Annotated in this window: 9 protein-coding genes; 8 read left to right on the top strand and 1 reads right to left on the bottom strand. The window is 72.9% G+C overall.

The window, feature by feature from the left end; all coding sequences use genetic code 11:
* Positions 1-2: 2 nt before the first annotated feature.
* From DTB53_RS26670 to DTB53_RS26645, 6 genes are all read left to right on the top strand, one after another.
* A complete protein-coding gene (locus tag DTB53_RS26670) occupies positions 3-1,580 on the top strand; it encodes a GMC family oxidoreductase (RefSeq protein ID WP_012378603.1) in 1,578 nt (525 codons plus the stop codon).
* A gap of 39 nt (positions 1,581-1,619) precedes the next feature.
* The gene (locus tag DTB53_RS26665; RefSeq protein ID WP_012378604.1) at positions 1,620-2,249 is read left to right on the top strand and encodes an alpha-ketoglutarate-dependent dioxygenase AlkB; all 630 of its coding nucleotides are present in this window, start codon (positions 1,620-1,622) and stop codon (positions 2,247-2,249) included.
* Between the two features lie 96 nt (positions 2,250-2,345).
* A complete protein-coding gene (locus DTB53_RS26660; RefSeq protein ID WP_042495872.1) occupies positions 2,346-4,925 on the top strand; it encodes a SpoIIE family protein phosphatase in 2,580 nt (859 codons plus the stop codon).
* Between the two features lie 149 nt (positions 4,926-5,074).
* The gene (locus tag DTB53_RS26655; RefSeq protein ID WP_003965587.1) at positions 5,075-5,611 is read left to right on the top strand and encodes a hypothetical protein; all 537 of its coding nucleotides are present in this window, start codon (positions 5,075-5,077) and stop codon (positions 5,609-5,611) included.
* A gap of 84 nt (positions 5,612-5,695) precedes the next feature.
* Positions 5,696-7,933: a DUF8696 domain-containing protein gene (locus tag DTB53_RS26650; RefSeq protein ID WP_012378606.1), complete on the top strand. Its 2,238-nt coding sequence runs from the start codon at positions 5,696-5,698 to the stop codon at positions 7,931-7,933.
* Between the two features lie 418 nt (positions 7,934-8,351).
* On the top strand, positions 8,352-9,860 hold the full coding sequence (locus tag DTB53_RS26645) for a sugar transferase (protein ID WP_012378607.1): 1,509 nt from the start codon (positions 8,352-8,354) through the stop codon (positions 9,858-9,860).
* A gap of 70 nt (positions 9,861-9,930) precedes the next feature.
* Here DTB53_RS26645 and DTB53_RS26640 read toward each other — a convergent pair whose 3' ends face one another.
* Complete coding sequence (locus DTB53_RS26640; RefSeq protein ID WP_012378608.1) at positions 9,931-10,914, bottom strand: GDP-L-fucose synthase family protein; 984 nt, start codon at positions 10,912-10,914, stop codon at positions 9,931-9,933.
* A gap of 114 nt (positions 10,915-11,028) precedes the next feature.
* Here DTB53_RS26640 and gmd point away from each other — a divergent pair, with 114 nt between their 5' ends.
* Positions 11,029-12,042: a GDP-mannose 4,6-dehydratase gene (gmd, locus tag DTB53_RS26635; RefSeq protein WP_012378609.1), complete on the top strand. Its 1,014-nt coding sequence runs from the start codon at positions 11,029-11,031 to the stop codon at positions 12,040-12,042.
* 352 nt (positions 12,043-12,394) lie between these two features.
* Positions 12,395-14,653: a LamG domain-containing protein gene (locus DTB53_RS26630; protein WP_042495875.1), complete on the top strand. Its 2,259-nt coding sequence runs from the start codon at positions 12,395-12,397 to the stop codon at positions 14,651-14,653.
* Positions 14,654-14,656: the final 3 nt, after the last annotated feature.

Below are 14,656 nucleotides of genomic sequence, written 5' to 3'. Positions count from 1 at the left end.
CGATGCCCGAAGAGAGCTCCGTACCCACGTTCGACTACGTCGTGGTCGGCGGCGGTACGGCCGGTGCGGTCATCGCCGCCCGGCTCACCGAGGACCCCGCCGTCACGGTCTGCGTACTGGAGGCGGGCCCCTCGGACGTCGGGGACGACAGCGTCCTGCGGCTGGAGAGGTGGATGGCGCTGCTGGAGTCCGGTTACGACTGGGACTACCCGGTGGAGCCGCAGGAGCGGGGCAACAGCTTCCTGCGGCACGCCCGCGCCAAGGTGCTCGGCGGCTGCTCCTCGCACAACTCCTGCATCGCCTTCTGGGCCCCGGCCGAGGACCTCGACGCGTGGGCGGCGCTCGGCTGCACGGGGTGGAGCGCGGCGGACTGCTATCCGCTCTACCGGCGGCTGGAGGCCAACGACGCGCCCGGCGACCACCACGGCCGCTCCGGCCCGGTCACCATCCGGACGGTGCCGCCCCGCGACCCCTGCGGTACGGCCCTGCTGGCGGCCTGCGCGACGGCGGGCATCCCCACCGTCCCGTTCAACACGGGCTCCACCGTGATCCGGGGCGCGCACTGGTTCCAGATCAACGCCCGGGAGGACGGCACCCGTTCCTCGGCCTCGGTGTCGTATCTGCACCCGGTGCTGGGGAAGCGGCCCCACCTGGAGGTACGGACCGGGCTCCAGGCGAAGCGGCTGCTGTTCGACGGCGCGCGGTGCACGGGGGTGGAGTACCTGGAGCCCGACACCGTGCACAGCGGGACGGTGCACGCGCGGCGCGAGGTGATCGTCTGCTGCGGGGCGATCGACTCCCCGAAGCTGCTGATGCTGTCGGGGATCGGTCCGGCCGGGCATCTGCGGGAGACCGGGGTGGACGTGCGGGTGGACTCCCCCGGCGTCGGCTCCCACCTCCAGGACCACCCGGAGGGGGTGGTCATGTGGGAGGCGAAGCAGCCCATGGTGACCACGTCCACCCAGTGGTGGGAGATCGGGATCTTCGCGGACACCGAGCCGGGGCTCGACCGGCCGGACCTGATGTTCCACTACGGCTCGGTGCCGTTCGACCTGAACACCTACCGGCGCGGCTACCCCACCTCCGACAACGCGTTCTGCCTGACCCCGAACGTCACCCGGGCCCGGTCGCGGGGCACGGTGCGGCTGCGGACCCGGGACTTCCGGGACAAGCCCCGGGTCGATCCGCGCTACTTCACCGACGAGCACGACGTACGGGTGATGACGTACGGGCTGCGGCTGGCACGGGAGATCGTGGCGCAGCCGGAGATGGCCGCGTGGGCGGGGACCGAGCTGGCCCCGGGGCCCGGGGCGACCACGGACGCGGAGCTGTTCGACTACATCCGCGAGACGCACAACACCGTCTACCACCCGGCCGGAACCGTACGGATGGGTCCGGCGGAGGACCCGGACTCGCCGCTCGACCCCGAGCTGCGGGTGAAGGGCGTCACCGGGCTGCGGGTGGCCGACGCGTCGGTCATGCCGTTCCTTCCCGCGGTCAATCCGTGCATCACGACGATGATGATCGGCGAGAAGTGCGCCGATCTGATCAAGGACGGACCCGCCTCCGTGACTCGCTAGCTATTCGCACACATGCTCGAATAGCGATACGCTCTCCTCATGTCCGTACACCTGCAAAGCTCGCTTTTCGACCAGGAGGCCGAGGTCGGCACCGGCCCCCTGAGCGGACTGCGGCGTACCGATCTCGGCCACGGCGCCTGGATCGACGTGCTGCCGCAGTGGCTCCGGGGCGCGGACACCCTGTTCGAGACGCTGGTCCGCGAGGTCGACTGGCGGGCCGAGCAGCGCGTGATGTACGAGCGCGTGGTGGCGGTCCCCCGGCTGCTGGCCTTCTTCGGCCGCCGCGCCCCCCTGCCGCACCCGGCCCTGGAGGCCGCCCGCACCGCACTGGGCACGCACTACGCGGCCGAGCTGGGCGAGCCCTTCACCACGGCGGGACTGTGCTTCTACCGGGACGGCCGCGACGGGGTCGCCTGGCACGGGGACACCATCGGCCGGGCGAGCACCGAGGACACGATGGTCGCGATCCTCTCGCTGGGAGCCCCCCGGCACCTCGCGCTCCGGCCGCGCCGCCCGGGCCCCGCCCCGGTCCGCCGACCGCTCGGACACGGCGACCTGATCGTCATGGGCGGCAGTTGCCAGCGCACCTGGGAGCACGCGATCCCCAAGACCGCCCGGGCCGTCGGGCCGCGCATCAGCGTGCAGTTCCGGACCGACGGGGTGCGCTGAGCCCGGCGCCCACCGGCCGGCGCCCGGAGCACCGCGGTTGTGCCGGCCCCGGGCAGGGCGGATTCTGAGGGTAATGAACCGGGCCGGAGCCGCGCCGTGAGCGCGGCGAACACGGCGGAGAGCGCCGATTTCCGCGGCCCCCTGGACATCACCAGGGCGGCCACGATGGTCCTGGACGCCGAGAGCACCGTCATCGGCTGGAGCCCCGCCGCCGCCGAGCTGCTCGGCTACGCCCCCTCCGACGCCCTGGGACGGCCCGTGACCGCGTTCCTCCCGGAGCGGCCGGCCGGTGGTCTCCTCCCGGTGGAAGCGGCCGGAACGGCCGGTCCCGGCCCGCCGTCCCTCGTCGGCAACGAGATCCGCCTGGCGCGCACCCGGGACGGCCGTGAGCTGCTGGTGGCGACGGCGACCTGTCCGCTGCCCGGCGGGGCCGAGGGCCACGGCCCCGGCGAGCCGGACCGGATCCTGGTGGCGTCCGAGGTGGAGTCGCTGCTGCACTGGGAGTCGCGGATCGCCCTGCTCCAGGGGCTGGCCACCCAGTCCCCCGTCGGTCTGGCCATCTACGACACCGACCTGCGGCTGAGCTGGAGCAACACCGCCTACGAACGCGAGATGGGGCAGCCGCTGGCCGCGTTCCGGGGCAAGCGGGCCGACGAGCTGTACGGTACGGGCTCCTTCGTGACCCCCGGCTACCCGCGGATGCTCAGCGGCGTCATGCGTCAGGTCCTCGACACCGGTGAGCCGATCCTCGACCTGCACTTCCGGGGACAGCCGCCCAGCGACCCGGGGAGGTACCACCTCTGGTCCTGCGCCTACTACCGGCTGGAGGACGCCCACGGGCACGTGCTCGGCGTGTGCGAGGACGCGTTCGACATCACCGACCGCTACCGGGTCCAGGAGCGGCTGACCCTCCTGGTCGAGGCCGGCCGCCGCATCGGCACGGTCCTGGACGTCGCCAACACCGCCGAGGAGATCGCCGGGGTGGCCGTGGTGGACTTCGCCACCACCGTCCGGGTCGACGTCACCCGGGCTGCGGTGACCGGCGAGACGGCGGCGGTGGGCAGCCCGGCGGACATGTCCCTGCTGCGGGTGGCCGAACGGTCGGCCCCGGGGTCCGGTACGCCGGATCCCGGCCTGCCGGACCCCGGGCAGGCGGGAGCGGGCGAACTCCCCGGGGCGGGGCCGCCGGGGACGGACGACCGCCCGGGGACCGGACCGCCCGGGGCGGCGCGGGGCCCCGGCGAGCCGCGAGAGCCGTATCCGCCGGTCGCCTATCCGCCCGGATCACCGCAGAACCGCAGCCTGGCCTCGGGCGGTCTGGTGCTCGACGAAGGCACCCTGGTCATTCCGCTGCGGGGCGGGGGCGGCGTTCTGGGGCTCGTCACCTTCGACCGGGGTACGGGCTCCGACGCCGCGGGCCGGGCACCCGCCCCCGACCGGCCGACCACGTTCGACAACGGCGAGGTCGCCCTGGCCGACGAGCTGGCGGCCCGCGCCGCCGTCAGCATCGACAACGCGCGCCGCTACACCCGCGAGCGCACCGCTTCCCTCGCGCTCCAGCGGCAGTTGCTGCCCCATCACCTGCCGCCGCGGTCCGCCGTGGAGACCGCCCACCGCTACCTGCCGGCCGACGACGTGACCGGCGTCGGCGGGGACTGGTTCGACGTGATCCCGCTGTCGGGGACCCGGGTCGGCCTGGTGGTGGGGGACGTGGTCGGGCACGGGCTCCGGGCGGCCGCCACCATGGGCCGGCTCCGCACCTCCGTACGGGCCTTCGCCCAGCTCGACATGGCCCCCGACGAGCTGCTGACCCGGCTGGACGATCTGGTGGGACAGCCGGCCGAGGACCGGTCGGACGCGTACGGCGGAGCGGTCGAGACCTACGACGTGACCACCGGAGCGACCTGCCTGTACGCGGTCTACGACCCGGTCTCCCGGCGTTGCGTCATGGCCCGCGCCGGACACCTGCCGCCGGCGGTCGTCGGACCGGACGGCCGGGTGTCGTTCCCGGACCTGCCCGCCGGGCCGCCGCTCGGTCTCGGCGGGCTGCCGTTCGAGTCGATGGAGATCGACCTGCCCGTGGACAGTCTGCTGGCGCTCTTCACCGACGGCCTGGTCGAGGCCCGGGACCACGACATCGGACGCGGCCTCGACACCCTGGGCCGGGTGCTCGGCGACCGTACGGCGTCGCTGGAGGAGCTGTGCGACCGGGCGGTCTCCGAGCTGGTGCCCGAGGGCACGAGCGCCGACGACACCGCCCTGCTCCTGGTCCGCACCCGCGAACTCGACGCGGAGCGGGTGGCCGACTGGGAGCTGACCGCCGAGGCGGTGTCGGTGGGCCGCGCCCGCGAGCTGGCCACCGGACAGCTGGAGGCCTGGGGCCTGGAGGAGCTGGTGTTCACGACCCAACTGGTCGTCAGCGAGCTGGTCACCAACGCGGTCCGGTACGCGGGCGGGCCACTGGGGCTGCGCCTCATCCGGGACCGCACGCTGGTCTGCGAGGTCGCCGACACCGGCCACACCTCGCCGCACCTGCGGCACAGCGCGGCGGACGACGAGGGCGGGCGCGGACTCTTCATCGTGGCGCAGCTCGTCCAGCGGTGGGGCACCCGGTACACCCCCACCGGGAAGACCATCTGGACCGAGCAGGCCCTGCCGCCGGCCGGAGCGGGCTGACCGTCACGCCCGGGGAGAACATCCGTGAACAGCCCCCGTGGGCACCGCCTTTGTTGACAACCCAACAGACATCGATTTAGGTATGCCTTACCTAAGTCGACTGGGTGTCCGTGGTTCTGGTTACCGATGCCGAGAAAGGTGCTCATCTCATGAGTGCTGTTCCCTCCACCCGCACCGTCGCCCGCGCGGGGCTCGCCGCGTTCGCCGCCTCCGCACTGGCCCTGACCTTCGCCTCCCCCGCCGCCGCGGCGACCGGAACGCGTACGGTCACCGACGGGGGCACCACCTACAACCTCTCGCTCTCCGGCCCGAACACGGCCGCCGCCGCGGGCGCCAACATCACCGTCACCGGCAGCGGTTACAACACCGGCCAGGGCGTCTACGTGAGCCTGTGCGTGGTGAACGGGGCCCAGGGCGCCAACAAGCCCTCGCCGTGTCTCGGCGGCCAGGACCAGGCCGGCACCACCGGGGCCTCGCACTGGGTGTCCAGCCTGGGCGGCGGCCTCCCCAACACCTCGCCGTTCGGCGCCGGCGGCACCTTCAGCGTCCGGATACACGTCAAGGCCGACCTCGGCGGCGGCAACGTCTGCGGCGACACCGTCGAGTGCGCGATCGTGACCCGCGCCGACCACACCGACACCAACGACCGCAAGTACGACGTCCACGCCCCGATCACCTTCGTGTAGCACCAGTCGAGTCCACCAGACCCTCGCCCGGTCCCGGCCGTACGTGCCGGGACCGGGCTCCCCTGCGTCGTGACGAGGAATGACATGACATCCACTCCGGGCACCGCTCCCGGCTCCCCGCCGACCGGCCGCCGCAGACTCGGGCGCCGGGCGGGTACGGCCGCCGTCGCCGCCCTGCTGCTCGCGGCGGTCCCCACCGGCGCGGCGGTCAGCGCCGACGCCGGCACCCCGAAGACGGCCACCGGCCCCCAGGGGCAGAAGCTGACCGTCTCGGCCACCACCGGGCTCGACCCGGCCGGTGAGAAGGTCCGGGTCACCGGCGAGGGGTACGGCCAGAAGTCGGGCATCTACGTCGCCCTGTGCAAGGACAACGGCGACAACCGGGTGCCCTCCCCCTGTCTCGGGGGCGCGGACATGAGCGGCGGCTCGAAGACCTCGCAGTGGATCGTGCCGGCGGGCGACCCGTACGAGGGCGATCTGGCCCGGGCCTTCGGGCCCGGCGGAACCTTCGACGTGGAGATCGAGATCTCGGCCAAGGGCGACGGCCTCGACTGCGCCGAGGTGGCCTGCTCACTGGTCACCCGGGCCGACCACCGCTCCAGTGGCGACCGGTCGCAGGACGTCCGCATACCCGTCGCCTTCGCGGGCCAGGAGCCGGGCGAACCGGGCGGCGAGGGCGTCGACGTGCCCGCGGGGACCGTCTCGTACAAGCCCGCCGCGGACTTCACCTCGGCGGGCAAGCCGCTGGACCTGCTGCTGCACCCCGCGTCGAAGAAGCTGTACGTCGGAGCGGACAACCTCCCCGACACCGCGGACGTCGACGAGCGCGGCCTGCACGTGCTGAACCCGCGGGACGGGAAGTCGGAAAGCTGGACCAGCCAGGCGCCCGGACCCACCGGAGAGATGCGCGCCTCGACGGCCGCCCGCATCGCGGGACCGCTGCCGGGCGACGGCGTCGTCTACAACTACCCGCTGCGGGGCGTCGGCAGCGCCAAGGCCGGTGACGAGAAGGCCTCGGGCGTCTGGCTCACCGGATCCACCATCACCGACATCGCCCCCGGCACGACCCCCGGCACGGTGCTGGTCGCCCAGGGCGCGAAGCTCTCCGAGATCGAGCGGGCCACCGGCGCGGCGACCCGGAGCGTCACACTCCCGGGCGGGGCGCAGTTCGCCGCCGATCCCGCCCGGGGCGCGATCTGGTTCACCGACTTCGCGGCCGGCCGGCTGCACCGGGTGGACCTCGCGTCGTTCGAGGTCACCGCGGACTTCGCACTGCCCGGCGCCCAGGGCCTGACCGGATTCACCGAGGCGGACCCGGCCACCGGCGCGGTCTGGGTGGGCGTCGGCCGGTCCGTGCTCGTCTTCGACGCGGCGGGCAGACTGCTCAGGACGCTCGTGGGCGCGGACCTGGCCCGCGACGCCGCCTTCGACGAGGAGACGGGCCGGGCCTACGTCGTCTGGCAGGACGGCGGGGACCTCTCCGATCCGGCCAATGACAACAACGGCACGCTGACCGTGTACGACACCGAGGACTTCACCCCCGCCGCGAAGGACCTGTCGCTGCCCGGAAACCACTCCCAGTCCGGATCGGCCTCGCTCGCCGTCGAACCGGGCGGGGCCACCGTCTTCGTGACGAACCCCGCCGAGGGCCGGATCACCAAGCTGGTCCGGCAGATCTCACCGCTGGTGACCCGTGCGCCCGCCGACCTGGCGGCCGAGGACGGTGAGGAAGTCACCCTCACCGCGGCGGCCGAGGGCTCTCCCGAGCCCGCGGTCCGCTGGCAGGTCAGCGCCGATGGCTCGCAGACCTGGAAGGACGTCGAGGGCGCGACCGGTCCGGGCCTCACGTTCACCGCGAGGACCGCGCAGGACGGCTACCGCTACCGCGCCGAGTTCCGCAACGACGCCGGCACCACCCGCACCTCCGCCGTGACGCTCACCGTCACGGCGGCGGCCACCGGCGGGGGGACGGGCGGCGACAGCGGCGGCGGTGACACCTCGACCGGCGGCACGACAGGGGACGGCACGACAGGCAGCGGGACGGCCGGAGGCGACGGCGGCACCCGGTCGGGCGGCGGATCCGGCACCGGGGGCTCCGGCTCCGGGGGCACGGCCGGCGGAGCCGGTGCGTCCGGCGGCGCCGGATCCACGGTCGGCGGCGGTGCCGCCGGCGGCACCGGGACCTCGACCACGTCCGGCGGCGGCAGCCTGGCCGCCACCGGGGTCACTGTGATGTCCGCAACTCTCGTGGCAGCAGCCCTCGTTGGCGGCGGCCTGCTGATCCACCGGCGCACCAGGAGGCGCACGGACGGCGCGTTCTGACCCTGAAGCGCCACGCCCGGACCCCCGGGCGGGCGGGCGCGTCCGCGAACCCCCTGGCCGGGCACGGCTCCTGCCAGGGGGTTAGCGCGTTCCCGCCGGAGCACACCGGAGCCGCGGCCTCCGCAGGACGCCCCCCGACGCCGCCGCGCACAAGCGCTTACCGATCTGTCGCTCCATCAACATCCGTACCCACAAGGCGACATCGGACGGTTCCGGCCGATCGGAGCCGTCTGGGCCGAGCCGTCTGAACTTCACGAGAACTCCAGCGAAATGGCACGTGTGTGGATATCGTGCACCGAGCGAGGGCGCATCCGTCAGTCCATGGGATCGGCGGATGCGTCGCGTTTGTGGGGGTGCGACTGTGACTGGGGGGTTCATGGGGCATGTCGAAATACCTGATACCGACCTATCCGGACCGGTGGGGCTCCGGGGTGCGCCGCGCCCCCGCACCGCCGCGTCCCGGAACCGCACGGCGGCCCTGGAACAGCTGTGGAGGGCCCCGACAGCACAGCGCGACCCGGCCGGCCGGGCACCGTCCCGGCGAAAGCCGGCGCCCGGCCCGGCCCTCGCCGCACTGACCGACCTGCTGGGTCTGGCCGGTCCGGCCTGGCTGCTGCTGCGCGCCGGCGACCAGCCGCGCCCGATGGCGGCCGCGGCGGTGGCGGGGCTGGTCTGGGCCGGGCTGCGCGGCGTCCGGGGGCGGTACACCGACCGGCCGGGGACCGGACCCGGCGGCGCGCTCGGTTCCGTCGGGGACTGGCTCGTGCTCATCGGACTGCTGGCCGTCCTGCACACGGCGGCGGACGCCCCGGTGGACCCGGCCACGGCCGTCGTGGCCGTGACACCGGGGCTGCTCATCGCCACGGCGGTGGCGGGGGTGCGCCGGTGGCAGCGGTCCGGGCGACGGGGCCACCGGGCCCGCCGGGTGCTCCTGGTCGGCGAGGCCTCGGCCGTGGGCCGGGCGGCGGAGTTACTCAACTCCCGTACGGACCACGACTACCGCCTGGTCGCGGCCATACCCGTGGGCACCGCCCGGCTGGAGCTGGACGGGGTGCAGGTGCCGGGGCGCCTCGCGGGCTGCCCGGCCGACGACGACGTGTCGACGGTGCTCGGCGGGGTCTACGCGCACGCGGCGGACCTGGTGCTGGTGGCTCCCGGGCCCCAGCTGACCGGGGACCGGCTGCGTCGGCTCGGCTGGGGGCTGCACGACGGGGGCGTCGCCCTGTCCGTGGTCTCGGAGCTGCCCGGGGTGGCGGCCGAGCGGGTGCGCCCCGTCACGGCGGCCGGACTCACCCTGCTGCACATAGCGCCGCCGCTGCGCGGGGGGCCGCAGACGGTGCTGAAGAACGTGCTGGACCGCACGGGGGCCCTGGTGGGGCTGCTGGCCCTGACCCCCCTGCTCCTGGCGGTGGCGCTCAGCGTCGGGCTGTCCTCGCGGGGGCCGGTCTTCCACCGGCAGGTCCGGCAGGGGCAGCACAACCGGCCGTTCACCATGTGGAAGTTCCGCACGATGGTGGCCGACGCGGAGCACCTCAAGGCGCGGCTGGCCGCGAGCAACGAGGCGGACGGCCCGTTGTTCAAGATGCGCGGCGACCCCCGGGTGACGCCGGTCGGACGGCTGCTGCGGCGGACGTCGATCGATGAACTCCCCCAGCTGGTCAACGTGTTGCTGGGACAGATGTCGTTGGTGGGGCCGCGCCCGCCGCTGCCGGAGGAGGCCTCGCGGTACGACGAGAGGGAGCACCGCCGGCTCACCGTGAAACCGGGGCTGACGGGGCTGTGGCAGGTGAGCGGGCGCTCCGATCTGTCCTGGCAGGAGACCGTCTCGCTCGACCTCTGGTACGTCGACAACTGGTCGGTGGCAGCCGACATGGGACTTCTCGCCCGCACCGTGCGCGCCGTCGCCGACGGCCGCGGGGCGTACTGAGGACGGCAGGGTGCGGATGCGTCAGACACCGCCGGTTCGCCGCCGCGAGACACCTCCCGGCGGCGAACGGTCACTGTCCGGGCTGAAGTTGGCCGAGCCACCAGGCGTAGGTGCGGGCCACGCCGTCGCGCAGCGGGATCCGCGGCGTGAATCCGAGGGAGGAGAGGCGGGTGACGTCGAGCAGCTTGCGGGGCGTCCCGTCGGGCTTCGACGTGTCCCAGCCGATGCTTCCCCGATACTCCGTCACCTCGGCGACGGTCCGGGCGAGTTCACGGATGGTGAGGTCCTCTCCGCAGCCGATGTTGACGGGCTCGTCGCCGTCGTAGGCCTCCAGCAGGGTGACGCAGGCGGCGGCCAGGTCGTCGACGTGGAGGAACTCGCGGCGGGGGGAGCCGGAGCCCCACAGGGTCACCTCGGGGGCCCCGTCCCGTCGCGCCTCGTGGAAGCGGCGGATCAGCGCGGGCAGGACGTGCGAGGTCTCCAGGTCGAAGTTGTCGCCGGGCCCGTAGAGATTGGTGGGCATGGCGCTGATGTAGGAGGCGCCGTACTGCCGCCGGTACGACTGGATCTGGACGATTCCCGCGATCTTGGCGAGGGCGTACGCCTCGTTGGTGGGCTCCAGCTCGCCGGTGAGCAGCGCGTCCTCACGGATCGGCTGGGGCGCGAGCCGGGGGTAGATGCACGACGAGCCGAGAAAGAGCAGCCGCTCGACCCCGGCCGCGTGCGCACCGGCGACCACGCTGAGCTGGATGCGCAGGTTGTCCTCCAGGAACTGCACGGGGTAGGTGCTGTTGGCCATGATCCCGCCCACCTTGGCGGCGGCCAGCACCACGGCGTCCGGGCGCACCTCCTTCAGATACGCCCCGGTCCGCGCGGCGTCGCGCAGATCGAGGAGGTCACGGCCGCGGGTGAGCACCTCGTGGCCGTCGTCGGCGAGGCGGCGGGCCACCGCCGAACCGACCAGGCCGCGGTGTCCCGCGACGAATATGCGGGAGCCCGGCCTCAGTAGGGAGCGGTCGGATTCCTGGGAAGGGACGGGAAGTTCGGTCGTCATGGCTCGGATTGTGCCAGCAGAAGGGAACTGCGGTGACACTTCGCCGCAGAACGCCTTAATTCAGATATGTCGGTGACCATCGCCGCCGAGGCGATCAGCAGAGAAGGGGGAATCGTGGCGAAGACCGCGCTCATCACCGGAGTGACCGGCCAGGACGGTTCGTATCTGGCCGAGTTGTTGCTCGACAAGGGATACACGGTGCACGGCCTCATACGCCGCTCCTCCAGCTTCAACACCGAGCGGATCGACCACATCTACCAGGGGCCGGAGGAGCCGGAGCGCTCGTTCGTCCTGCACCACGCGGACCTGTCCGACGGTGTGGCGCTGGTGAACCTGCTGCGTGACATCCAGCCCGACGAGGTCTACAACCTCGGCGCGCAGTCGCATGTGCGGGTGTCCTTCGACGCCCCGCTGTACACCGGTGACGTCACGGGGCTCGGCACCATCCGGCTCCTGGAAGCGGTCCGGGCCAGCGGCATCGAGACCCGGATCTACCAGGCCTCGTCCTCCGAGATGTTCGGCGCCAGCCCGCCGCCGCAGAACGAGGACACCTCGTTCCACCCGCGCAGCCCGTACAGCGTGGCGAAGGTCTACGCCTACTGGGCCACGGTCAACTACCGCGAGGCGTACGGCATGTTCGCGGTGAACGGGATCCTCTTCAACCACGAGTCGCCGCGCCGCGGCGAGACCTTCGTGACCCGGAAGATCACCCGGGGCGTCGCCCGGATCAAGGCCGGGCTCCAGGACCGGCTGCACCTGGGGAATCTGGACGCGGTCCGGGACTGGGGGTACGCGCCGGAGTACGTGGACGCCATGTGGCGGATGCTCCAGTGCGACACCCCCGACGACTACGTGGTCGCCACCGGTGAGGGGGTCAGCGTCCGGCAGTTCGTGGAATTCGCCTTCGAGCACGCGGGGCTCGACTGGCGCGAGCACGTGCGTTACGACCCGAAGTACGAACGCCCCAGCGAGGTCGACGCGTTGATCGGCGACGCGTCGAAGGCCGAGCAGCTGCTCGGCTGGAAGCCCGAGGTGAGGTCGCGCGAGCTGGCCCGCATCATGGTCGACGCCGACATCCGCCGGCTGGACGACCAGCTGAGCGGCGCCGCCGTACGGGTGGACAGGTGAACCGGCCGGGCGGCACGTTCCCGCGCGTCCGCCCGGCGGCCCCGTCCGGCCCGACGGCCGTTCCCACCGACGGCGGCCGCGGGGGTGCCGGTCACCGGCGCCCGGGCCGCGCCGTCGGTCACACCGACTCCCGGCCGGCGCCAGCCGCGCCCGTGTCCGGGAAGATCACCGGCGCGACCGCCGTCTCCACCGTTCCCCGGTGGAGCTCACCGCGCCGGCACCGGGCGGGGCCTCGGCTCCGCCTACTCACTCGCCCCGACCAGCGGCGGGCCGGACAGTCCGCCGCGTCCGGTCGGGCGAGGCAGGACCCGCGGCCTGAAGGCCGCAGCTCGAATCTCACCTTCGGAGCTGAATGATGAACAGAAGTACGGGGCGGAGAACCGGAGGACGCGGCCGTGTGCGGGCCGCTTCCGCCGCTCTCGGCCTGCTGGCCGGAGCCCTGACCGCGACCGCGGCCGGGACCTCTCCGGCGGCGGCGCTGACACCACCGGTCGCCATCACCGCGGACGACCTCACGACCTGGCAGACCAACGGCATCGTCTGGTCGATGGCCGCCGGGGACGGCGTCGTCTACGCGGGCGGCACCTTCTCGACCCTGCGGCCCCCCGCCGCCGCCCCGGGAACGGACGAACAGCCCGCGGTGAACTTCGCCGCGTTCGACGCGGCGACCGGGGCCCCCACCGACTGCTCGCTGTCCTTCACCGTCTCCTCGGGAACCGCGACCGTCCGGTCCCTGGCCCTGTCCCCGGACGGCGATACGCTGTACGCGGGGGGCCAGTTCGGGGCGGTCAACGGTGTCGGGGTCAGCAACATCGCGGCGATCGACACCGAGACCTGCACGGTCCGCAACAACTTCAAGATCGGGGTCTCGGCCACCGTGCGGGGCCTCGCCGTCACCGACGACACGGTCTATCTGGCGGGCGACTTCACCACGGTCGGCGGGCAGACCAGGAGCCACTTCGCCGCCGTGACGACCGGAGCCTCGCTACTGCCCTTCACGGCCAACGCCGACGAGGTCGCGCGGGCGGTCGAGGTGACTCCGGACGGGCGCCACGTGCTGCTCGGAGGTGACTTCTTCCGGATCAACGGCACGAACACGCACGCGCTGGCCGTGGTCGACGCCACCAGCGGACAACTGGCCAAGTCCTACCCGGGGTTCATCCACAACAACTCCACGGTCCAGGACATCACCACCGACGCCACCGGCTTCTACACCGGCAACGAGGGCACCGGCGGCGGGGTGTTCGACGGGCGCATCGCCCTGGACCTCGACGACTTCGAGCAGCGCTGGCGGGACACCTGCCTCGGCGCGACCCAGGCGGTGCTGGTGCACTCGGGCGTGCTCTACAGCGGCAGCCACGCCCACGACTGCGCCAGCATGGGCGCCTTCCCCGACCAGCCGCGCAAGCATCTGCTGGCCCAGTCGGTCGACGACCCGAAGCTGCTCCCGTGGTTCCCGGACACCAACGACGGCATCGGCGAGCCGGTCGGACCGCGGGTGATGAGCCAGGTGAGCAGCGGCGGCAGCCACTACCTCTGGGTGGGCGGCGAGTTCACCACCGTCAACAGCAGACCGCAGCAGGGCCTCACCCGGTTCGCGGACGGTCCGGACACGGGATCGCCCTGGGTGCCCAATGTCAGCCTGTCCACGCTGACCCCGGGGCGGATCGACGTGAACTGGCAGACCAGCTTCGACACCGACGACGGTGAGCTGACCTACCGGATCTACAAGGACGGCTCGAACACCCCGGTCCACACGACGACCGGCTACTCGGTCTTCTGGGACCGGCCCCAGCTGACCTGGACGGACACCGACGTCGCCCCGGGCGAGACCCACTCGTACCGGATCACCGCGAGCGACGGCACCAACACCAGCGCCAAGTCCCCGGCCCAGTCGGCGACCGTGGCGAGCACGGCGGAGGCGTACCCGGCCCGGGTCAGGTCCGACGGGGCGACCCTCTACTGGCGCTACGACGAGGGCACGTCGACGTTCGCCCACGACAGCAGCGGAAACCTGAACAACGGCTTCCTGCGCAACGGCCCCGCCTACCAGCAGACCCCGGCGGCGGTCGCCGGGCCCTCGACGGCGATCGGCTTCAACGGCGCCGACGACTACGCGTTCGGCAACCGGCTGCACGCCGCGCCGGGCCGGTTCTCGGTGGAGACCTGGATCAGGACCACCACCAGGAACGGCGGGAAGATCATCGGCTTCGGGAACAAGACGCAGCAGAACAGCACCCGTCAGGACAAGAACGTCTACATGCGCAACGACGGGCGGCTCGTGTTCGGCGTCCAGAGCAACGGGGCACGGACCATCTCGACCTCTTCCGCCTACAACGACGGACAGTGGCACCACGTCGTCGCCACCCAGGGCCCCCTGGGGCAGGGCATGGCGCTGTACGTCGACGGGCAGCTGCGCGCGTCGAACATCCTGGTCTCCGGCAATGACGGCAACCCGGGATACTGGCGCGTCGGCGGGGACACTCTGTCCGGCTGGCCGAGCCGGCCGACGAGCGACTTCTTCGCCGGACAGATCGACGAGACCGCCGTCTACCCGACCACGCTGAGCGGTTCGCAGGTCAGCGCGCACTACGCCCTGAGGAATGGCTGATCC

Source organism: Streptomyces griseus, from assembly GCF_900460065.1.
GTDB lineage: Bacteria > Actinomycetota > Actinomycetes > Streptomycetales > Streptomycetaceae > Streptomyces > Streptomyces griseus.
The sequence above is the reverse complement of the archived record's forward strand: the minus strand, read 5'-3'. Positions and strand labels throughout refer to the sequence as shown.